Here is a 21,581-nt window from a genome sequence, read left to right as displayed (position 1 = left end):
TGGAGGAAACCCCGATGCGCCATCGCTTCGCGCTGCCCGCCCGTGTGCCGAGAGGCGCCGCGGGCCGCATCTCCGGTGCCGTCGCCGTCGCCACCGCCGTCTGCGTCGCCCTCGCCGGTCCGCCGGCCGCGCCCGCGCAGGCGGCGCCCCGGCCGGCCGCCCCACCCCGCACGCACCTTCCGACGCCGTCGCCGGCCGCCGCGTCCACCGCCGCCACCGAGCGACCCGCGATCCGGGCCGGCCGGCTCCACCCGGCCCAACTGCCGCCGCGGCAGCCGGCGTCCACTCGGCCGGCCCCGCGCGCGGCGAAGGCCGGCCCCTGCGCCCCGGCCGACTTCGGGACCCGTACCGGTCCCGCCCTCGTCGCCCACGTCAAGGCCGCGACCCCGGACTGCGTCAACAGCCTCTTCGCCCTGACCGGCGGCGACGCGCGCGCCGTCTTCCGGGAGGACCGGATGCTGACCGTGGCGAACGCGTTCACCGGCACCGCCGGGGAGTACCAGGGCGACAACTCCGGCGGCCTGCTGCAACTGGTCCTGTTCCTGCGTGCCGGCTACTACGCGCAGTTCAACCACCCGCAGGACGTGGGCACGTACTCCTCCCGCCTCACCACCGCCGTCACCGGCGGCCTGGACGCCTTCTTCGCCCGCCCCCGCTCCCGGGACGTCACGGAGGCCAACGGCGACATCCTCGGCGAGACGGTGATACTCACCGACAGCGCCGACCAGCAGGGCCGCTATCTGCATGTCTACCGGCGGCTGCTGACCGACTACGACAGCTCCTACGACGCCGTCGACAGCATGGTCCGGGCCGTGAACGACGTCCACACCCCGCTGTGGCGCGGCAACTGGAACCCGGCCTACGTGCGGGCGGTGCGGGACGACCCGCGGATCGTCGACACCCTCCACGACTTCGCGCTGGCCCACACCGGCCTGCTCGGCACCGAGCTGGCCTTCCTGGACTCCAACGCCGGGATGAGCCTGGCCCGTTACGTCGAACACCCTGAACTACGCGACGCAGTACAGCCGTTGGCCGGCGACCTGCTGGACCGGACCGCGATGACCGGGCCGACGGCCGCGCTGTGGGTGGCCGTCGCCACCCAGGCCGCCTACCACGACGGCGCGCACTGCGCGTACTACGACGTCTGCGACCTGCCGGGCAAGCTCGACAAGGCCGTCCTGCCGGTCACCCACCGCTGCGACGCGGACATCACCGTCCGCGCCCAGGCGCTGACGGCCGCCGACCTCGGCGCCGCCTGCGCGAGCGTGCTCGGCCAGGACGCCTACTTCCGCTCGGTCGTGGGGTCCGACGGGCCGATCCCCGGCCAGTACGCCGCCACCCTCCGCCTGGTGGTGTTCGCGAGCAGGTCCGACTACCAGACCTACGCCGGCGCGATGTACGGCATCAGCACCGACAACGGCGGCATGACCCTGGGCGGCGATCCGTCGGACCCCGCCAACCAGCCCATGTCGATCATGTACCAGAAAGCGTCCGACGACGGTTTCCCGGCCCGCATCTGGAACCTGAACCACGAGTTCACGCACTTCCTGGACGCCCGTGACGACATGAGGGGCGACTTCGACCGGCAGGTCTCGGTGCCGGACGTGTGGTGGATCGAGGGCATCGCCGAGTACGTCTCCTACCGCTACCGCGGCCGCACCGACGACCAGGCGGTGCAGGAGGCCGGCCGGCACACGTACCGGCTGAGCACGCTGTTCGAGAGCACCTACGACAACAGCGATGTGACCCGCACCTACCCGTGGGGCCACCTCGCCGCGCGCTACATGGTCGAGCGGCACCCCGACGACGTCCGGCGGATGCTCGCCCGCTTCCGCGCCGGTGACTACGCCGGCGGGTACGCCGTCTACCACGACGGCATCGGCACCCGCTACGACGCCGACTTCGACCAGTGGCTGACGGCGTGCGCCGCGGGCGCGTGCGCCGAGCCGGCCCCGGCCTGACCGACCCGCCCACAAGGAACGACCGCCGACCGCAGAGCCCGGTCGGCGGCCGCACACCTGTGCAAGGCCGGGCGTGTAGGTTCCGCAACTGCGTGAGCACGGGTTCCTGCGGAAACGCCGCAATCCAGGTGCATTGAGCAGTGAAGACGTCGGTCGATGCTGAGCAATCGGCAGCCTCCTTTCAGTCTGATCGATAACATAGAGTGAGCTGTTTCCAACTTCATCAGTTTGAGCAGGTCAGATGCAGGGTGAGGACGGCCTGAACCAGGCTGGTGATGCGAGTCGTGGAACATCGCAGCTTGCGCACGAGGCCTCGGTCCGCAGGTCGGAAGCCAGCACGGCGAGGACGCACCCCGCAGCAACCGCTTCAAGCGCTGAGACACTTCGCGAAGAACCCGCTGCAGGCGGTCGCGAGCCGGCAGGTCGGCAATGACAACGACGAAAGGCGGATCAGCGCGCCGGCTCAGACGTGCCTCACGCCTGGTCGCGGCTGGCGACCACCAGGTATCCATCGCTCTCGGGGTCGAAAGTGGTGGACTGCACCGTGAGCCCGACACTCCGCAACTGCGCCACGAGGTCCTCGTACCGGTAGGGCCAGATGGACAACCGCTCCGAGCAGGCTCGCACTGCCCCATCCGGCTCGATCTGGGCGACCACGATCTCGAGGAAGTGTTCCTGCTCCCAGCGCTGCTCGATCTGCCAGTAGTAGCTGACGACCGCATCGCGTTCGTCGCGGCGGATGAGTCGATCACGGACGTCTACCCGTGAGCCGGCGGAGCGCACGAGCTCCCAGTTGCGTGAGTGGAGCACAAGGCGTCCGCCCGGATTCAGCAGCCGCGACATCGCTTCCAGTGCGGTCAGGCGCCCGGCTGCGCCCTCAGCGTGTCCGAGCGAGTTGCCGACGCAGAACACCAGATCGAACGTGGAGTCCTCCAGGTGGTCGGGCAGCTCGTCCCAGCTCGCGCGGAGGGCTCGAAGCGAGACACCCTGCTCGTCGGCGGCCTTCTCGGTCCGGCGAACCATCCCGCTGCTGGCGTCTGCGGCGACAACGTCAAGGCCAAGACTAGCGAGACCGACGGCGAGCTGGCCGGTTCCACACGCGCAGTCGAGGACGCGCGCGTTGGGCGGCAGAGATCCCACGACATCGCTGTAGTAAACCGCGGCTGCCTTGGCGGGGGTCAACCTGTCGTCCCCGATCAACCACTCGTATACGTCGGAAAGCGCCCCATAACCAGCCACCGCGATAACCTCCATCACTCGACGACACGCGGGCTAAACCGCGCCTACGATTCGGACCTTGCGCCTCGCATCGCATGCTGGGCCGTGTCAGCGAAGCATTGAGCAGAACCCAACCACTTCCGGCTGCTGAGACTCCACCGGATTTCGTGGGAAACCGCGACACGCCGCACCGACGCAGGTCCCCACTCCACCGGCGCCCCCCGCTAACCGAGCCGGACCGGCGTCGGTTTGGCTCTGTTGTCGAGAAGGACAATGAGCTGACGCGCCTCATCGAAGAAGGCAGCTCCCGACGGAACGATCGACAGCGGGTTGGTGTGTGCGATCACGGTGGCGCCCAGGACAGCTTCGATGCCTCGAAGCTGTCTGCGGAGGGTGGTTGGAGGGATGTCGAGCGATTTCGCAGCAGCCGTGATGCTCGGGTGCCCGGGTATGTGCAGGAGGTTGCGTAGCCGTGTCAGACAATTTCGAGTTCTGCTCAGACGGTGCATTGCTGGCGAGAGAGTGAAGTTCAGCGAGGCGAAGGGATTCGAATAGGGGCCTTCAGGGCGTCGCGGGATGCCCCACCGTTGGAGCTGATCGGACACGCTGTCTTTGTGGACTCCAACCTCCTGTGCAATGTCGGGGACGCTGCGACCCTTGAGCGAATATTCCGTTTCCAGCCACTCACGGGAAATCTTGGTCGACAGGATGGGAGGAATTCCACGAGTCGATCGAGTCGAGATTTTGGCCTCGGCGAGAGCCCGGCGGACGGTAGTGTCGCTGCACCCCAACTGAATGTGATCTTCGCTGATTCCCATAGTGTCCGCGGTCTGTGCCAGTGGATGGCCTGGGACTAGCAACGCGGTGAGCTTCGCAGTGTCAATTGCGTCGGGATCCACTCCAGGGGAGGCAACATTGTCGAGCCACGTAAGCGGTGGCTGCCAGAGCACGGGTTCGTCGATGTCATGGGTCTTCAGATTCGCGGTCGCCTGCTGAAACAGAAAATCACGGAACTCGCCGGAGAATTTTTGTGAAAGGTCTGCGTTCCGGCTGGTGTGCGGGATGAGGTGCCGGGATCGGCGCCGAGCAAGATTCTAAGCAGGTGCCATCGCAGTCTCTTGGTGTGTACTGGGCCACTGCGCAGCCCGCGGCTTCGGCAGTATTCCTGAAGGGCGTCCAGGTCAAGTCTTACGCTATCTTCGGAGAAGACAGCCCGCCGCCGATGGTAATCGATGGGGGCCGGATGGGTGTCCAGGGCGCGGGCCAACAAAACGAGGAAGGCAGCAAGTTCATTGGGCCGCTGCTTCTCGAGTGAGGTGTCGAGTGCTTCCCTGTTTGCGTATGCACGAGGGTTGCCCAATAGTTCGGCGGCTTGGTGGTATTCCCAGAATGTCCCGGGCACCAAGAGCAGGGTCGCGCATGCCCGGCGAAGCACTGCGAGCCGGATGACGGGTTTGGGCAGCCGGGGCAGCATCCGCATGGTCCAGGCCGGCCACAGCATCGCCGGGAGCCTGGACGCGCGACGCTGTACGTCTTCGTCGGTGAGGGTTGGCCAGGCCGGTGCGGCCGTGGCAGCGCCGTAGCGTAGCCGTGCAATCCAGGTCGGCTCATCGGCCACCACAGCCAAGGCGCGAGAGGTCACCCCGGGTCCGGCTGGTGCCCAGTTGGCGAGCCAGGGCGTCGGATGCGCACCGTGGCGCCGCAATCGGTCAGTCCTCATCAGCCAGGAAAGGACAGCGTCGCTGTCGTCCCGTTCTCGGTGCAGCGCGATGCCGGCGATGGCCGTGCCGACGGCGGCGTTGTGGGAATCGCTTCCGCCGTGGTGATACTGCGCTTCAGGCAAGCCGCCTCCGCACTCTGCGAGTACTGCGTGGACTACGGCTGGAGCCGAGTCCAACGAGCTGCGCAGACTGAGCAGGGCTGAGTGGGCAAGCATCGCCAGCTCACGGCCGCGCTGCGCGGCCACTTCGCGGTGGACCCCGGCCCGCAGGATCTCCGAGTTGATCTCCTCCTGGGTCTTCATCACCAGGGAGCCCTTGGGGAGTAGGGGGGGTGGCAGCGTGCGGGAGGAAGAAGCCGCAGCGAACGGCACGAGCGCTGCCTGTGCCGTAGAGGCAGACTCCCGGAGGTGTATCCCGCAGGCTCCGACGCCCATGGACCATGGGTGGCTGCCCGCACTTGGGGCAGCGGTCGAGCAAGAGCGTTCGATGCCGGGTGCAGGCGAACGACCAGGGCAGCCGCCATGAGATCTGCCAGCGTCCTCCAGATTCGTTGAGGCAACCGGGACAGCAGCGGGTGGTGTTGCCAGTGTGCCGCCAGTTCGGCGGGCGGATGAGACGGCGCGTCGGACGGTCGATGGTCACGGCCACTCCGTCCCAAGGCTCAAGCGTCATCGCCATGAGTCCCTCCGGGGCGAGCCCTGTGCGTTCGGCCAGCACCTGCCGTTCGCGCTCGGTCAAACAGCGAATCATGTGGTTAGGGCGAGCTCCGTGCAGGCCGACGAAACTGAGGAACTGTGAGACGTCCGTCCGTACACGCGCCGGGAGTACGCCGCTAGCCAGCTGTCGAGGGCTTCGCCCTCAACCGGGGGGACCCAGAGTGGGATTCGCTCGTCGGGCTCACCCCGACACCCTGCCGACCAAGTTCGCGGAGGGCAAGACCTACGGATCAGCTCATTCTCGAACGATCAGTTAGGCCAGCGTCGCGGCCTGGCCCTTGCCTGCTTTCTCGGCGGCTGGGCGGGTCCCCGAAGCTGTAGCGGCGCGAACTCGTCACAAGGACGCTGCCGGACGAGACTGACTCACTCGGCGCGTTCCGCTGACAAAGCGGCCAGCACCCGCTCGCGCAGCAACTCATACTCCTCGCGGCACCGCCGCGGTCCCTCTGGCGGCCGATGCACCACCTGGCCGTTGACAACGCTGGCGCCTTTGAGGACGCGGAACTGATCGGCCGTGAGGTCGACCTCGGTACCGTCAGACAACCGGTTCCAGTAGTGGTTCCACGCCTTGGCGCCGTTCATGTGCACCTCGCCATGGATCAGGTCTCCGCCCAGCAGATCCTGGACCACCAGCGCCGTCACTCCGCACTGGCTCCAGGACGGGCCAGGCCGTGCTGACGGCGGCCAGTGGAGGAGCCGGCCGATCAACCGGTCCGGGTCGAGGTGCTCGCATTACTGGCCGGGCAGCACCACGCAGGCGGCGTCGGCCAGGAACTGGCAGACCTCCAGGCTCAGCCGGGCTTGAAGGAGCAGGCAAAGGCCGTCCGGGTCGTCTCCGGCAAGATGGCCAAGCAGCAAGCGCCGGTACGTGCGCAGGCCGTCGATGCGCAGGGCCAGGAACTCATTCTGAAACGATCAGTAACTCCAATCGGCTCTCGTAGACGACGGGCCCAGCCATCGTCGTCGATGTGTATCGTCCCGAGTGGTGCGTCTGACCGTGGACGGAGCGAAAACTCCGCCACGGCACCGACCAGGTGAAGTCCGCCAAACGCAGATCCCTGAAGGGGACCTTGCGTACCGACGTGTCGTCATACCGGATCGATGCCGTGGCGGGCGCGCTCTTCTTGCCGGATCGCTCTGGACTCCGAACAACCAGAGGGTCGACCGTAGTTACTGACCGCAGCCAGTGCCCACGGAATGGCGAAAGTGCCCAAGCGCTGTCCATTTCGCATGGACAGTGTCCATCAGAATGCGGAACCTACAGGGCGGATCAGACCGCCGTCGCCGGGAACGTCGGGTACTCCACGCCCGAGACGTGCTGGACGACGCGGACGACCTGGCAGGAGTAGCCGAACTCGTTGTCGTACCACAGGTAGAGGATCGCGTTGTCGCCGTCGACCTTGAGGGCGCCGGCGTCCACGATCGAGGCGTGGCGCGAGCCGATGAAGTCGCTGGAGACCGCGTCGGGCGCCGTGATGAAGTCGATCTGGCGCTTGAGCGGCGAGGTCAGCGACACCTCGCGCAGGTAGTCGTGGACCTCCTCGCGGGTGGTCTCGCGGGCCAGCTGGAGGTTGAGGATCGCGATCGAGACGTCCGGCACCGGGACGCGGATCGAGCTGCCGCTGATCTTCGCCTTCAGGTCGGGCAGGGCCTTGGCGACGGCGGATGCGGCACCGGTCTCGGTGATGACCATGTTGAGCGCCGCGGAGCGGCCACGGCGGTCGGACTTGTGGTAATTGTCCAGCAGGTTCTGGTCGTTGGTGAACGAGTGGACGGTCTCCACGTGGCCGCGCAGCACACCGTACTCGTCGTCCATGGCCTTCAGCGGCGGCACGATGGCGTTGGTGGTGCAGGAGGCGCAGGACAGGATCCGCTCCTCCGGCTTGACCGTGTCGTGGTTGACGCCGTGCACGATGTTCGGCACGTCGCCCTTGCCCGGCGCGGTCAGCACGACCTTCTCGATACCCGGGCGCAGATGCCGGGACAGACCCTCGCGGTCGCGCCACTTGCCGGTGTTGTCGATGAGGATGGCGTCCCGGATGCCGTACTCGGTGTAGTCCACGGACGTCGGGTCGTCGGCGTAGATCACCTTGATGGCGTTGCCGTTGGCGACGATCGTGCCGCTGTCCTCGTCCACGGTGATCGTGCCCTGGAACTGGCCGTGGATGGAGTCGCGGCGCAGCAGCGAGGCGCGCTTGACGATGTCCTGGGCGCCGCCGCCGCGCACGACGATGGCGCGCAGCCTGAGGCCGTTGCCCGAGCCGGCCTTCTCGATCAGCAGGCGGGCGACGAGGCGGCCGATGCGGCCGAAGCCGTAGAGGACGACATCGCGCGGCTCGCGGCGCTCGATCTTGTTGGCGCCGGTGGCGCCGGCCACCGCCTCGGCGGTGAACTCCTCGACGCTCAGGCCGCGTTCGTCGGCCTTGTACATGGTGGCCAGCATGCCGAGGTCGATCTGGGACGGCCCGAGGTCGAGGGTGGTCAGGGCCTGGAGGAACGGCATGGTCTCGGTGACCGACAGTTCGGCGCCGGCGATCTGCCGGGCGAAGCGGTGGGTCTTCAGGATGCTGACCACCGACTTGTTCACCAGGGAGCGGCTGTGCAGCAGGACGGTCACGTCCCGTTCGCGGTGCAGCTTCCCGATGAGCGGGATCATCGACTCCGCGATCTCTTCGCGGATCTTCCAGTTGGTGAACGAGTCGTCGTTGACAGTCACAGATCCATCTTTCGAGCTAGGCAGCGCTCATATGATAACCACACGGATGTGGCGGGTTTGTAGCCCCCTTCGGGCCATCGCGCCGGGTGCCGGCGCCCGGTGTCAGGCGGGCTGTTCCGGCCGCCGCGTCCGGCAGCCGGCGACCAGGCCCGCGACGGCCACCAGCAGCGCGCTGACCCACACCGGGGAGCGGTGGCCGAGCCCGCCGTCGAGCGCGGCGCCGCCCAGCACCGGGCCGAGCGCGGCGCCCACGTTCAGCGCCGACGTCGCGAACGCGCCACCCAGCAAGGGCGCGTCGGACGCCTCGTACAGCACCCGTGTGACCAGCGTGGAGCCGACCCCGAAGGCCAGCAGGCCGAGGACCGGAGCCAGGGCGACGGCCACGCCGGGCCGCCCGGCGGCCAGCGCCAGCGCGGTCCACCCGGCGAGCAGCGCGGCGCCGGCGAGGGGCAGCACCGGCCGGACGTCCCGGTCCGCCAGCCGGCCCGCCGCCGTCACCCCGGCGAACGCCCCCGCGCCGAACAGCGCCAGCACCCCCGGCACCCAGCCGGCCCCGAGTCCGCCTACCTCCGTGACCAGCGACGCCAGGTAGGTGAACGTGCAGAAGGTGGCGCCGTTGACGAGCGCGGCGAGACAGAGCACCCACAGCAGCCGGGGGCGGCGCAGCGCCCGCAGTTCCTTCCCCGCGCGCGGGACGGGTCCCCCGGCCGCCGGACCGCGCGGCACCGACCGGGCGATCGCCACCAGCGCCGGGGCGGACACCAGGGCCACGGCCCAGAACGCCGAGCGCCAGCCCAGCAGTTGGCCCAGGACGGCACCCGCGGGCACCCCCGCCACACAGGCGAGCGTGGTGCCGCCGAGCAGGACGGCGGTGGCCCGGCCCTTGGCGTCCGGCGCGACCATGCCGGTCGCCGCCGTCAGGCCGACGGCGAGGAAACCGGCGTTGGCCAGGGCGGCGACCACCCGGGTCGCGAGCAGGACGGAGAAGTCGGGGGTGAGCGCCCCGACGACATGGGCGGCCAGGAACACCCCGAGGAACACCAGCAGCGACTGCCGGCTCGGCCGCCGCCGGGCGAGCAGCGCCGCCGCCGGCGCGCCCACGACCATGCCGACGGCGAAGCCGGACGTGAGCGTGCCCGCCGTGGGCACCGAGACCCCGAGGTCGCGGGCGATGTCCGGCACCAGGCCGGCCAGCATGAACTCGGATGTGCCCTGGGCGAAGACCGCCAGCCCGAGCAGATAGAGAGCGAAAGGCATCAAGACTCCACACACCGTGTCGCGGACGGGTAGCGAGCACGCGGATGCGCGACGGTCGCGACCGGTCGTGCGGTCCTGAACGGAGGAACGGACTACCGGCCGAGTGCGCGGGGCATCGCGTGCGGTCCCGGCCGGCACCGCCGCCCGCACGGGGGCGACGCGTCACACGGACGAGTGAGGAGGCACAAGGAGAGAGAAAAGAGGTGCGTGCCGGTCCGGAACCCGGAGGACGGCAGCCCGGTGGTGGCCTGCGAACGACGAAAAGCCACCGGACGGCCGGTGGCTAGTGTCTGGATGCCTCGGGGCTGGACATGTCCGGCACGCTAACGCACGGCCCCAGGGGCGCGCCACCGGTTTTCCGCGGTGGCGCGCACGGGGGCCGCGGGGGTGTACGGCCCCTGGTGCCGGTGGTGCCGGGGGCCTGGTTCAGGTGGTGGGACGGGTCAGCGCGGGTTGAAGATGACACTGGCGAAGCGGGTGCCGCTGGGCGCCGACTTGCCGGGGGCGAGCCGCGTCGCCGTTCCCTTGCACCGCTTCCCGGTGTAGACGACGAGCGTCTTCTTCGTCGCGTTGCGCGCCCCGCGCGCCTCCTGGGCCATGTCGAAGCACTTGTTGTCCGGCGGGTTCTGGATGCCGTACGTCTTGCCCTCGGGGCCGGTCCAGGCGAACGTGCCCTCGGCGGCGAGCGCGGAGCCCGTGGCGGTCAGGGCGAGGACGAGACCGCCGAGCACGGCGGCGAGCGGACGACGATACAGACGCATGGGTTGTCCTTCGGGTACTTCGGGATCGGGGGACGACGGAAGACGACAAGGAAGACAGCGAGCGCGGGCCCGGGAGGCGGGGAGCGCGGACCGGGCCGCCCCCGTAATCTCCCACCCCGGGCCGGGCCGCCCCCGGAGCCGACACGGGCAGGTCCACCGTTCGAGTGACGGCGGGCGTCCCGCGGAGACGGCGGTACGCGGACCGGCCGGACGCGTCGCCCCGCCGGGGCCGTGCGAAGCCCCGGAAACGGGGTAGACGGGGGGACGCCCGAGGAAAGGACCGTCTCATGACGACCTATGTGATCAGCGTCCCCGGCACCTTCACCGCCGGGATCGGGACCGACACCCGCACCCGGCTGGCCAGGGCGCTCCGACCCGCCGATCCGCACGGCACCCGCATGGGCAGCGCGGAGGACCTGGACGTGCTCAGCGTCAACGACGACAACACCTTCACCCTGCGCCTGACCGTCGACGCGGACACCCGCCCGCACGCCGAGGAGGCCGCCCGCAGGCTCGCCGGCGACGCGCTGCGGGACGCGGGACTCGACGAGCGCAGCGCGCCGCTCGGACCCGCGGTGGTCACCGGCATCGACTCCGAGATCCGCTGATCATCCTAAATAGGTAAAATCTAGGCGTTTGCTGAACATTCGGGTTGCCGGCCCGCCGAGAGTCACCGCCCCGCCGGAAGTGATCGATGCCCCGCAAGCGCCCCACGGACGAAGGCGACGAGTTGCTCGCCCGACTCGGTTCGCTCACCGCCCAGGCGCGCCGCCGTGCCCAGCTCCAGCGCACGCAGGTCGAGCTGGCCGTCGCCCTCCAGCGGGGCATGCTCCCCCGGGACCTGCCCGACGCCCCCGGCGTCCATGTCGCGGTGCGGTACACGCCCGCCAACCTCGGCCTCAACGTGGGTGGCGACTGGTACGACGCCTTCACCATGCCCGACGGCCGGATAGGGCTGTCCATCGGCGACGTACAGGGGCACAACATCGAGGCCGCGGCCTTCATGGGCCAGGTCAGGGCCGGTCTGCGGGCGCTTGCCTCGGTCACCGGGGAGCCTGGCGAGCTGCTGGCCCGCACCAACGACCTGCTGCTCTCCCTGGGCAGCGAACTGTTCGCCACCTGCACCTTCATGCGGCTCGACCCGGCCACCGGGGTGCTGGAGAGCGCACGCGCCGGACACATCCCGTTCGTGTGGGCCACGGCCGACGGGAAGTCCGGGGTGGTCGACGACGAGGGCGGACCACCGCTCGGCATCGAGCGGGGCGCCGAGTTCCCGGTCACCCGTCACCGGCTCACCACCGGCGGAGTGTTCGTGCTGGTCACCGACGGAGTCGTGGAGGGGCCCTCGCTGAACATCGAGGACGGCCTGGACCAGGTGGTCCGGCTCGCGGGCATCGCCGCCGTCGCCGGTCTGGAGGCGCACGCGCTCGCGGCGGCCGTGATCAAGGGCGCGGAGAGCGTCGGGCACGAGGACGACGCCGCCGTCCTGGTCGTGGGCCTCGACGGCCCCTCCACCCTGGCCTGACCGGACCTGACCCGCTCCCGTGGCGGCGGGGTGCGGGGCGTGGCCGGTGCCCCGTGGACGGTTGCCCCGACCGGGTTCCGCGATGGCGGGGCCTCCGGCGTGGCCGCTGGTGAGCGACCCGGCCACGCGGCGGTCCGCCGTTCGGTCGGCCGGGTTCCGTCGTGGCCCGGTGTTCAGCCATAGGGCCGACGAGACCGTGGCTCGCCTCGCCGACCCGGGTCCGCCGGTGTGAGATGGCTGCTGTGGTGGGTATCGAGGAGCCGCGCCGGCCGGGCGGCCTTGCCGTCCGGGTGGTCGCCGTCGCCGCCTGCTACTACGCGGCGGCCCGGCTCGGCCTGCTGCGCGAGCTGACCGTCGAGGGCGCCGTCGTCACCCCCATCTGGCCGCCCACCGGCGTCGCCGTCGCCGCCCTGCTGATCTTCGGCCTGCGCTGCTGGCCCGGCATCACGCTCGGCGCCTTCCTCGCCGTGCTGTCCCTGACCACGCCCGACATCGAGATCCTCGGGGTCCTGTCCGGCAACACCGCGGCGCCCCTGTGCGCGGCGCTCCTGCTGCGCCGGGCCGGCTTCCGCACCGACCTCAGCCGGTTACGCGACGGCCTCGCCCTGGTATTCCTGGCCGCGCTGGCGGCCACGCTGATCAGCGCGACCGTCGGAGCCGGCTTCCTCGTTCTCACGGACGGCCTGCCCGCCCACAGCTTCTGGCCCGTCTGGCTCGCCTGGTGGGTGGGGGACGCGATGGGCGTCCTCATCGTCACCCCGCTGCTGCTGGCGCTGCACCGCGCGCGCCTGCCGCTGCCCCTGGGCCGCTGGCGGGAGGCGACCGCGCTGGCCGTCGTCGCCTGCCTGCTGGTGCCGCTGGCCGCCTACAGCCCCATCAGCACGCTCTTCCTCGTCTACCCGGTCGTCATCTGGGCCGCGCTGCGCTTCCAGCTGGTGGGCAGCGTGCTCTGCGCGCTGCTGACCTCCGTGGTGTCCACCGTCGCCGCGACCGACGGCGTCGGCGCGTTCACCGGGCTCGACCGGATCGAGGTGATGCTGAAACTCCAGGCGTTCAACGGCACCACCGCCCTGACCGCGCTGCTGCTGTCCGCCGTGATCATCGAGCAGCGCAACACCCGCGAGTCGGTGGAGAAGGCATGCCAGGAGCTGGTCGAGGTCCTCGAACACCTCACCGCGGGCGAGGCTCCGCCGCCCCGGCCCCGCCCGTACCCCGGCGACCCCGGCGACCGCTCCGGCGCGTCCGGCATCCCATGACCGGCCCGGCCGGTCCGGGCCCCGGACACCCCCGTGCCGGTCCGCCCGAGCCGTGGCTCAGCGCTCCGAGCGGTTCACCGGTCCCTCGTCGTCGCTGCCGGGCTCGGCGGCCGGGGTCCCGGCCGAGGTGGTACGGCGCTCGGGGACCGGCGGATGGGCGGCGCCGGTCGCGCCGGCCTGCCCGCCGCCCGTCGTGCCGTAGCCCCCGGGGATGCCCGGCGGGGTGTCCGCGGCGGCCTGCGCCTCGCTGATGTGGCGGCGGGCCCGGACCCCGGCCCGGCGCTCCGGGTACGGGTAGTCGAACGGCTCGGCACCGGCCCGTTCGTGCTCCTCCTCGCGCCGCCGCCGTGCGGCCCGCCCGGCCGCCGTGGCGTCCTCGCGCCGCCGGTCGCGGTCGTGCTCGTTCTCGTGTTCGCGTTCGCGTGCGTTCATGCGGCGCCGAGTACCCGGGCGGCGGCCACCGCCAACGTGCGTCCCGGCGTGTCGGACGGTGCCGCGCGGGCGGCGCGGGACGATGGGCCGGACCCGCACGGGCACAGGGCGGACCGGGAGGGACAGGGCGGACCGGGAGGGACAGGGCGCCATGGAGCAGCGGCCGGCACCAGGACGGACGGCCGGGGACACCCCGGCAGGCGCGCCGCCGCGGCCGGACACGGCCGACGCGCGCCGCCGCATCCCGCGCACCGACACCCTGCTGCGCGACCCCCGGCTGGCCGCCGCCGTGGACCGGCTCGGCGCGCACCGGGTGAAGTCCGCCGTACGGCAGGCGCAGGAGCGGGCCCGCGCGGGCGGCATCGCGCCGGAACAGGTCCCGCGCACGGCCCTGGACCTGCTGCCCGGCACCGCGAGCGGCCTGCGCCCGGTGATCAACGCCACCGGGGTGCTGCTGCACACCAACCTCGGCCGGGCCCCGCTGTCGGACGCCGCCCGGCAGGCGGTCCAGGAGGCGTCCGGGCCCACGGACGTCGAACTCGACCTCACGACCGGCGTACGGGCCCGCCGGGGCCGCACCGCGCTCGCCGCGCTGCGCGAGCGGGTGCCGGCCGCCGGCGCCGCGCACGTCGTGAACAACGGCGCCGCCGCCCTCGTCCTGGCGGCCACCGCGCTCGCCGCCGGCAAGGAGATCGTCGTCAGCCGGGGCGAGATGGTGGAGATCGGCGACGGCTTCCGCCTGCCCGACCTGCTCGTCTCGACCGGGGCGCGGCTCCGCGAGGTCGGTACGACCAACCGCACCACCCCCGCCGACTACGCGGCGGCGATCGGGCCGGACACCGCCTTCGTGCTGAAGGTGCACCCGTCCAACTTCCGTATCACCGGCTTCACCCGGTCCGCCCGGACCGCCGAGCTGACCGGACTCGGGGTCCCCGTGGTGGTCGACATCGGCTCCGGGCTGCTCGCCCCGCACCCGGCCCTGCCCGGCGAACCCGACGCCGACAGCGAGCTGTGCGCCGGTGCCGCGCTCGTCACCGCGAGCGGCGACAAACTGCTCGGCGGCCCCCAGTGCGGGCTCCTCCTCGGCCGTCAGGACCTGCTCCGCGCCCTGGCCCGGCACCCGCTCGCCCGCGCCCTGCGCGTCGACAAGCTGACCCTCGCCGCGCTGGAGGCCACCCTCACCGGCCCGCCCACCCCGACCGCCCGCGCCCTCGCCGCCGGCCCGGAGCGGCTCAGGGCCCGCGCCGACCGGCTCGCCGCCGCGCTGGCCGCCGACGGGACCGACGTACGGGCCGTCGCGAGCGCCGCCACCGTCGGCGGCGGGGGAGCGCCCGGAGTCACCCTGCCCAGCGCCGCCCTGTCCCTGCCCGAGCCGTACGCCGCCGCCCTGCGCACCGGCCGCCTCCCGGTCGTCGGCCGGCTGGAGGCGGGCCGCTGCCTGCTGGACCTCAGGTCGGTCCCGCCCGAGGACGACGACCGGCTCGCCCGTGCCGTACGGTCGGCCCGAGCCGCCGCGCACCCGACCGCCACGGCGGAGCCGGACGGGGCAGACGCATCCAGGGCAGAGCCCACCGTGGACGGGCGGGCGTGATGCGGGTCCTCGCCACCGCCGGTCACGTCGACCACGGCAAGTCCACGCTGCTCCGCGCGCTCACCGGCATGGAACCCGACCGCCACGAGGAGGAGCGGCGCCGGGGCCTCACCCTGGACCTGGGCTTCGTGTGGACCCGGCTGGCCGGCGACCACCTGGCCTTCGTCGACGTACCCGGGCACGAACGGTTCGTGCCGACCATGCTGGCCGGCGTCGGACCCGTGCCCGCCGTGCTGTTCGTGGTCGCCGCCGACCAGGGCTGGCAGCCGCAGTCGGCGGAACACCTGGCCGTCCTGGACGCCCTCGGCGTCCGGCACGCCGTCCTCGCGGTGACCCGCAGCGACCTCGCCGACCCCGCCCCGGTGCGCGCCGCCGCCCTCGGGCACCTGGCCGCCACCTCGCTGGGCCCGGTCCCCTCCGTAGCCGTCAGCGCGGTCACCGGCGCCGGCCTGGACGACCTGCGCGCCCGACTGGCCCTGCTCGCCGACCGGTTGCCGGCCCCCGACCCCGTCGCCGACGTACGGCTGTGGCTGGACCGGGCGTTCACCGTGCGCGGGCACGGCACCGTGGTGACCGGCACGCTCGGCGCGGGCACCCTGCGGGTCGGCGACCGGCTGGTCACCGCCGACGGAACGGCCGCGCTGCGGGTGCGCGGCCTGCAGAGCCTGCGCGAGGAGCGGACCGCCGTCGGCGCGGTCGCGCGCGTCGCCGTCAACGTGCACGGTCCGGGGGACGGCACGCTGCGCCGCGGGCAGGTGCTGCTGACCCCCGACCGCTGGCTGTGCGCCGAGGTGACCGACGTACGGATCACCGGGGAACCCGCGGACGGCCTGCCCCGGTGCCTCACCCTGCACATCGGTACGGCCGCCGTGCCGGTCACCGTCCGCCCGCTCGGCGCGGACACCGCCCGGCTCACCCTGCGCCGGGGCCTGCCGCTGCGGGTGGGCGACCGCGCGGTGCTGCGCGAACCCGGCGGCGGCCGCACCCCCCGCGGGGTCACCGTGCTGGACGTACGGCCGCCCCGGCTGTCCCGGCGCGGCGCCGGCCGGGCCCGGGCGGCGGAACTGGACACCATGACCGGCCGCCCCGACCCCGCCGCCGAACTGCGCCGCCGCAAGCTGGTCCGGCGCGCCGAGCTGCGCGCCATGGGCGTGCCCGCCCCCGGGGACCCGGTCGCCGGGGACTGGCTGGCCGACCCGGCGCACTGGGCGGAACTGCGGGACCGGCTCGTCGCCCGGGCCGGGGAACACGCCCGCGCCCATCCGCTGGACCCCGGCCTGCCCACCGAGACCGCCCGCCGGCTGCTCGGCCTGCCCGACCGCGCCCTGGTCGACGCGCTCGCCGCGGGGCTGCCCCGGCTGCGCGCCGACCGGGGCCGGCTGCACCCCGCCGACGGCCCGGGGCCCGCCCTGCCCGCCCCCGTACAGGCCGCCGTGGACGCCCTGCGCCGGGATCTCGCCCAGGCGCCGTTCCGCGCCCCCGAGGCCGGGCGGCTCGCCGAACTGGGCCTGGACCGGCGGGCGTTGGCCGCCGCGGCGGCCGGCGGGACGCTGCTGCGGATCGCCGACGGGATCGTGCTGCTGCCCGGCGCGGACGCCGCGGCCGCCGCCGTGCTGCGCGCGCTGCCCCAGCCGTTCACGCTCAGCGAGGCCCGGCGCGCCCTGGACACCACCCGCCGGGTGGCCGTACCGCTGCTGGAGTTCCTGGACGCCCGGGGGCACACCGAGCGCGTGGACGAACAGCGCCGGCGCTGCCGTACGGACCCGGTGATCGGAGAAGACGCGGTGAACGGAGACGGACGGGAATCGAACCCGCCGGCCCGAGATCCTCGGGCCCCTCGGTTTTGAAGACCGGGAGGGCCACCAGGCACCCACACGTCTCCACCGCCCGTCAGGCTACGCCCGAGGAGACCACCGCGATGACAACGACACCGACCGGCCAGAAGCCCGTACGCCTCACCCGGTTCGCCCACGGCGGCGGCTGTGCCTGCAAGATCCCGCCCGGCGAACTGGAGGAGGTGGTCGCCGGACTGACCGCGCCCCCGCTCGCCGGGGGTGACACCCCGCTGCTGGTCGGCCTCGCCACCGGCGACGACGCGGCCGTGGTCACGCACCGGGGGACCGCCGTGGTGTGTACGGCCGACTTCTTCACGCCGGTCGTGGACGACCCCTACGACTGGGGGCGGATCGCCGCCGCCAACGCCCTGTCCGACGTGTACGCGATGGGCGGCCGGCCCGTGCTCGCCGTCAACCTGCTCGGCTGGCCGCGCGACCTGCTCCCGTTCGACCTCGCCCGCGAGGTGCTGCGCGGCGGCCTCGACACCGCCACCGAGGCGGGCTGCCACGTCGGCGGCGGACACAGCGTCGACGACCCGGAACCGAAGTACGGCATGGCCGTCACCGGTGTCGCCGACCCCGGACGGCTGCTGCGCAACGACGCCGGACGGCCGGGGCTGCCGCTGTCCCTGACCAAACCACTGGGAACCGGCGTGCTGAACAACCGGCACAAGGCCACCGGCGAGCGGTTCGAGCACGCCGTCGCCACGATGGCCGCCCTCAACCGGGAGGCCGCCGAGGCCGCGCTCGCCGCGGGCGTCGAGTGCGCCACGGACATCACCGGGTTCGGTCTCCTCGGCCACCTGCACAAACTGGCCCGCGCCTCCGGGGTGACGGCCGTGGTCGACACCGCCGCCGTGCCGTATCTGGAGGGCGCCCGCCGGGCCGTGCGGGACGGGTACGTCAGCGGCGGCACCCGGCGCAATCTGGAGTGGGTCGCGCCGCACACCGACTTCGGGGACACGGACGCGGACACCCGGCTGCTGCTCGCCGACGCGCAGACCTCCGGGGGGCTGCTCGTCGCCGGGGAGGTGCCCGGAGCGCCGGTGGTGGGGGAACTGGTACCGCGCGGGCCGCACTCCCTGGTCCTGCGCTAGGACCACGCCCGCCCGTCCGGCGGCAGACCGCTTGTGCCCGTCCGGCGGCCGACCGCTTGCGCCGGTCCGTCGGCCGGTCGCAGGACCGGTCACGCCGGCCCGTCGGCGGCAGCGGTCACGGCTCGGTCCCGGTCCGTTCGTCGATGCCCGCGCGGATCCGGTACGCCCGCACCAGCGCCAGGGCCGCTTCGCCCCGTGGGCGCCGTCCCGGGCGGATGTCGACGGCGAACGCCTTCGTCTCCTGGATGTGCGTGTTGGGGTCCAGGGACAGGTGCAGCAGCTCGTTGGCCGCGTCCCCGGTGCTGTAGCCGTTCGGACCCCAGTGATAGGGCAGCCCCACCTGGTGCAGCGGGCGCCCGCGCACGGTCAGCGGGGTCAGCCGGGCGGTGACCAGCACCCGCGCCTCGATCACGCCCCGGGCGCTGACGACCGTCGCCCACCCGGTGTGCGCGAGGCCCCGCTCGGCGGCCAGCTCGGGGGACACCTCGCAGAAGAACTCCGGCTGGAGTTCGGCCAGGTACGGCTGCCAGCGGGACATCCCGCCCGCCGTGTGGTGCTCGGTGAGCCGGTAGGTGGTGGCCACGTAGGGGAACACGGCGGAGCCGGGGTCACCGCCGCTCGGCTGGTAGCGGTTGTCCGGGTGCGGCGGCAGCAACTGCCGTACCGGATTGCGCTGTTGGTCGTGGACCAGGTTCGGGACGGGGGAGTCCTGCGGCTCGTAGTGGGCCGGCAGGGGGCCGTCCGTGAGCCCGGAGGGGACGTACAGCCACCCCTTGCCGTCGGCCTGCATGATGAACGGGTCCGTGCCGGACAGGGCCTGAGGTCCCGTGGCGCCCTCGGGCGGGACGTGGTCCGGCGCCTTGTCCTTCTGGAAGTCGGGGACGTCGTGTCCCGTCCACTCGCCGCGCTCCGGATCCCACCACACCAGCGCCTTCCGCTCGCTCCACGGCCGGCCCTCGGGGTCGGCCGAGGCGCGGTTGTACAGGATTCGCCGGTTGGCCGGCCAGGCCCACGCCCACTCGGCCGCCACCCAGTCCTGTTCCCGGCCCGGCTTGCGGCGGGCCGCCTGGTTGACGCCGCCGGCGTAGACCCCGCAGTAGATCCAGCAGCCGCAGGCCGTCGAGCCGTCGTCCTTCAGCTCCTCGTACGAGGACAGCAAACTGCCGTCCGCGGCACGGCCGTTGATCTCGGCGAGGACCGCCTCCGCGTCCGGCTCGGCGAGCGGGCCCTTCGTCGGGTAGTCCCAGGCCAGGTCGAGCACCGGCCGGTCCATCTCGTCGGCGGACCCGGCGAGCTTCGCCCGGATGATCCGGCCCAGGTGGTAGGCGAACCACAGGTCGCTGCGCGCCTCGCCGGGAGGTTCGACCGCCTGGTGGTGCCACTGGAGCAGCCGCTGGGTGTTGGTGAAGCTGCCGTCCTTCTCGGTGTGCGCGGCGGCCGGCAGGAAGAACACCTCCGTGCGGATGTCCTCGGTGCGCAGCTCGCCGGTCTCGGTCTCCGGCCCGTCCCGCCACCAGGTCGCCGACTCGATCAGCGAGAAGTCCCGGACCACCAGCCAGTCGAGGCCCGCCATGCCGAGCCGCATCAGCTTGGAGTTCGCGTTGCCCACCGCCGGGTTCTCGCCGATCAGGAAGTAGCCTTTGCAGACGCCCTCCAGCTGGGCTGTCGTCGTCTCGTACGTCGAGTGGGAGCCGGTCAGCCGGGGCAGGTAGTCGAAGCAGTAGTCGTTCTCCGCGTTCGCCGCGTCACCCCAGTAGGCCTTGAGCAGGCTCACCAGGTACGCCCGCATGTCGCCCCAGTAGCCCTTGTGCGCGGCCTCGGCGGCGACGAAGGCGTCCAGGTTCTGGTCCTGGTGCGCGTGCGGCATCGGGATGTAGCCGGGCAGCAGGTTGAACAGGGTCGGGATGTCCGTGGAGCCCTGGATGGAGGCGTGGCCGCGCAGCGCCAGGATGCCGCCGCCCGGCCGGCCGATGTTGCCGAGCAGCAGTTGCAGGACGGAGGCGGCCCGGATGTTCTGCACGCCCACCGTGTGCTGGGTCCAGCCGACCGCGTAGGCGAAGGCCGTCGTCCGGTCGCGTCCGGAGTTCTCCGTGACGAGCTCGCACACCCGCCGGAACAGCTCCCGCGGCACGCCGCAGACCCGCTCGACCAGTTCCGGGGTGTAGCGGGCGTAGTGCCGCCTGAGCACCTGGAAGACACAGCGGGGGTGGGACAGCGTCGCGTCCCGTTCCGGCTCGCCCTCGCCGAGCACCGCGCCACCGGAGCCGTGGGCCTCGCCGCGCGCGGCCTCCGTCACGGACGCGCCGCCCCGGGTGCGCTCCTCGTACTCCTCGTCCCGCTCGCCGGTGGCCGCCTGCACCTCGGTGCCCTCGTACTGCCAACTGGCGTTGTCGTAGCTGCGGTTGTCACGGTCCAGGCCGGAGAAGACACCGGCCAGGTCCTCGGTGTCCCGGAAGTCCTCCCGCAGGATCACCGGGGCGTTGGTGTACGCCACGACGTACTCGCGGAAGTACTTCTCGTGCCGGAGCACGTAGTTGACGATCCCGCCGAGGAAGGCGATGTCCGTACCCGCGCGCAGCGGCACGTGCAGGTCGGCGAGCGCGCTGGTGCGGGTGAACCGCGGGTCGACGTGGATCACCTGGGCGCCGCGGGCCTTGGCCTCCATCACCCACTGGAACCCGACCGGATGGCACTCGGCCATGTTCGAGCCCTGGATGACGACGCAGTCCGCGTGCTGGAGGTCCTGCTGGAAGGTGGTCGCGCCGCCGCGGCCGAACGAGGTTCCCAGACCGGGAACGGTGGAGGAGTGTCAAACGCGCGCCTGGTTCTCGATCTGGATCGCTCCCAGCGCGGTGAACAGCTTCTTCAGCAGGTAGTTCTCCTCGTTGTCGAGCGTGGCGCCGCCGAGGCTCGCGATGCCCAGGGTGCGCCGGGTGCGGGTCCCGTCGACCTCCCACTGCCAGCCGGCCCGGCGGGCCTCGATCACCCGGTCGGCGATCATGTCCATCGCCGTGTCCAGGTCCAGCCGCTCCCACTCGGTGCCGTACCGGCGCCGGTAGAGGACCTGCCGCTCGCGGGCGTCCCCGGTGGTCAGCTGGAGGCTGGCCGCGCCCTTGGGGCACAGCCGGCCGCGGGAGACGGGCGAGTCCGGGTCGCCCTCGATCTGGGTGACCCGGCCGTCCTCGACGTACACGTTCTGGCCGCAGCCCACCGCGCAGTACGGGCAGACGGACTTCACCACCCGGTCGGCCGTGGCCACCCGGGGCGCGAGCCGGGCGCTCGCCGCGCTCTTGGCGGCCGCCCCCCGGCCCAGCGGATCCGTGCCGGTGAGCTGCCGGTAGACCGGCCAGGAGTCGATCCAGGTGCGTACGCCCACGGCTCCTCCTCCCGCTCGGGTGCCTCGATTGTCCCGCCGCCCGGCGCGTACGGCATCCCGGCCGCGGGGGACCGTGCCGCTGCGGTGTGTCGGCACGAGGACCGCACGAGCTGCCCGTA

17 protein-coding genes, 1 tRNA gene and 2 pseudogenes are annotated in these 21,581 nt (G+C 72.3%); 7 read left to right on the top strand and 13 right to left on the bottom strand.

What is annotated here, in order from left to right; all coding sequences use genetic code 11:
• Positions 1 to 14 precede the first annotated feature (14 nt).
• A complete protein-coding gene (locus tag Srubr_RS00545) occupies positions 15 to 1,961 on the top strand; it encodes a collagenase (RefSeq protein ID WP_189991718.1) in 1,947 nt (648 codons plus the stop codon).
• Positions 1,962 to 2,184: 223 nt separating this feature from the next.
• Here the strand turns inward: Srubr_RS00545 and Srubr_RS00540 are convergent.
• The 10 genes and pseudogenes from Srubr_RS00540 to Srubr_RS00500 form a co-directional block, all read right to left on the bottom strand.
• A pseudogene (locus tag Srubr_RS00540) lies at positions 2,185 to 2,271 on the bottom strand (IS5/IS1182 family transposase); the annotation flags it as partial.
• A 164-nt stretch (positions 2,272 to 2,435) separates the two neighbouring features.
• A complete protein-coding gene (locus Srubr_RS00535; RefSeq protein WP_189991716.1) occupies positions 2,436 to 3,215 on the bottom strand; it encodes a class I SAM-dependent methyltransferase in 780 nt (259 codons plus the stop codon).
• Between the two features lie 188 nt (positions 3,216 to 3,403).
• A complete protein-coding gene (locus tag Srubr_RS00530; protein ID WP_189991714.1) occupies positions 3,404 to 3,997 on the bottom strand; it encodes a LysR family transcriptional regulator in 594 nt (197 codons plus the stop codon).
• 155 nt (positions 3,998 to 4,152) lie between these two features.
• Positions 4,153 to 5,205, bottom strand: coding sequence for a hypothetical protein (locus Srubr_RS00525; protein ID WP_189991712.1), 1,053 nt, complete (start codon positions 5,203 to 5,205; stop codon positions 4,153 to 4,155).
• Complete coding sequence (locus tag Srubr_RS41775) at positions 5,123 to 5,740, bottom strand: TniQ family protein (protein WP_189991874.1); 618 nt, start codon at positions 5,738 to 5,740, stop codon at positions 5,123 to 5,125. The genes Srubr_RS00525 and Srubr_RS41775 overlap by 83 nt, the downstream gene beginning before the upstream one ends.
• Before the next feature lie 239 nt (positions 5,741 to 5,979).
• Complete coding sequence (locus tag Srubr_RS00515; RefSeq protein WP_434100179.1) at positions 5,980 to 6,324, bottom strand: YunG family protein; 345 nt, start codon at positions 6,322 to 6,324, stop codon at positions 5,980 to 5,982.
• Between the two features lie 24 nt (positions 6,325 to 6,348).
• The gene (locus tag Srubr_RS41270; RefSeq protein ID WP_268257566.1) at positions 6,349 to 6,474 is read right to left on the bottom strand and encodes a hypothetical protein; all 126 of its coding nucleotides are present in this window, start codon (positions 6,472 to 6,474) and stop codon (positions 6,349 to 6,351) included.
• A 412-nt stretch (positions 6,475 to 6,886) separates the two neighbouring features.
• Positions 6,887 to 8,332 (bottom strand): glyceraldehyde-3-phosphate dehydrogenase, encoded by a 1,446-nt coding sequence (locus Srubr_RS00510; protein ID WP_189991708.1) that lies wholly within the window; start codon positions 8,330 to 8,332, stop codon positions 6,887 to 6,889.
• A 102-nt stretch (positions 8,333 to 8,434) separates the two neighbouring features.
• Entirely contained in the window at positions 8,435 to 9,589 is a 1,155-nt protein-coding gene (locus tag Srubr_RS00505) for a Cmx/CmrA family chloramphenicol efflux MFS transporter (RefSeq protein WP_189991706.1), read from the bottom strand.
• Between the two features lie 443 nt (positions 9,590 to 10,032).
• Positions 10,033 to 10,350 carry a hypothetical protein gene (locus Srubr_RS00500; protein ID WP_189991704.1) on the bottom strand — a complete coding sequence of 106 codons (318 nt, stop codon included), beginning with the start codon at positions 10,348 to 10,350 and terminating at the stop codon, positions 10,033 to 10,035.
• 287 nt (positions 10,351 to 10,637) lie between these two features.
• On the opposite strand from Srubr_RS00500, the gene Srubr_RS00495 reads away from it, so the two are divergent.
• From Srubr_RS00495 to Srubr_RS00485, 3 genes are all read left to right on the top strand, one after another.
• A complete protein-coding gene (locus Srubr_RS00495; protein ID WP_189991702.1) occupies positions 10,638 to 10,958 on the top strand; it encodes a hypothetical protein in 321 nt (106 codons plus the stop codon).
• A gap of 86 nt (positions 10,959 to 11,044) precedes the next feature.
• The gene (locus Srubr_RS00490; RefSeq protein ID WP_189991699.1) at positions 11,045 to 11,875 is read left to right on the top strand and encodes a PP2C family protein-serine/threonine phosphatase; all 831 of its coding nucleotides are present in this window, start codon (positions 11,045 to 11,047) and stop codon (positions 11,873 to 11,875) included.
• Between the two features lie 233 nt (positions 11,876 to 12,108).
• Positions 12,109 to 13,131, top strand: a complete 1,023-nt coding sequence (locus Srubr_RS00485; RefSeq protein WP_373313391.1) for an MASE1 domain-containing protein — start codon at positions 12,109 to 12,111, stop codon at positions 13,129 to 13,131.
• A 57-nt stretch (positions 13,132 to 13,188) separates the two neighbouring features.
• Here Srubr_RS00485 and Srubr_RS00480 read toward each other — a convergent pair whose 3' ends face one another.
• The gene (locus Srubr_RS00480) at positions 13,189 to 13,563 is read right to left on the bottom strand and encodes a hypothetical protein (RefSeq protein WP_189991697.1); all 375 of its coding nucleotides are present in this window, start codon (positions 13,561 to 13,563) and stop codon (positions 13,189 to 13,191) included.
• Between the two features lie 151 nt (positions 13,564 to 13,714).
• Between Srubr_RS00480 and selA the strand changes: the two genes are divergently transcribed.
• Together selA and Srubr_RS00470 are read left to right on the top strand one after the other, a co-directional pair.
• Complete coding sequence (gene selA / locus Srubr_RS00475) at positions 13,715 to 15,154, top strand: L-seryl-tRNA(Sec) selenium transferase (RefSeq protein WP_189991695.1); 1,440 nt, start codon at positions 13,715 to 13,717, stop codon at positions 15,152 to 15,154.
• Positions 15,154 to 16,890 (top strand): annotated as a pseudogene (locus Srubr_RS00470) (SelB domain-containing protein); the annotation flags it as partial. The gene selA and the pseudogene Srubr_RS00470, both read left to right, overlap by 1 nt.
• Before the next feature lie 53 nt (positions 16,891 to 16,943).
• Here Srubr_RS00470 and Srubr_RS00465 read toward each other — a convergent pair.
• A tRNA-Sec gene (locus Srubr_RS00465) sits at positions 16,944 to 17,036 on the bottom strand.
• Between the two features lie 36 nt (positions 17,037 to 17,072).
• Here Srubr_RS00465 and selD point away from each other — a divergent pair.
• Positions 17,073 to 18,086: a selenide, water dikinase SelD gene (gene selD / locus Srubr_RS00460; protein WP_189991693.1), complete on the top strand. Its 1,014-nt coding sequence runs from the start codon at positions 17,073 to 17,075 to the stop codon at positions 18,084 to 18,086.
• Positions 18,087 to 18,201: 115 nt separating this feature from the next.
• Here the strand turns inward: selD and fdh are convergent, their stop codons facing one another.
• Positions 18,202 to 21,462: a formate dehydrogenase gene (gene fdh / locus Srubr_RS00455; RefSeq protein WP_229926533.1), complete on the bottom strand. Its 3,261-nt coding sequence runs from the start codon at positions 21,460 to 21,462 to the stop codon at positions 18,202 to 18,204.
• Positions 21,463 to 21,581 lie beyond the last annotated feature (119 nt).

Source organism: Streptomyces rubradiris (assembly GCF_016860525.1).
GTDB classification, from domain to species: Bacteria; Actinomycetota; Actinomycetes; order Streptomycetales; family Streptomycetaceae; genus Streptomyces; species Streptomyces rubradiris.
Note: the sequence above shows the minus strand (reverse complement) of the source record. Positions and strands in the feature narration are given on the sequence as shown.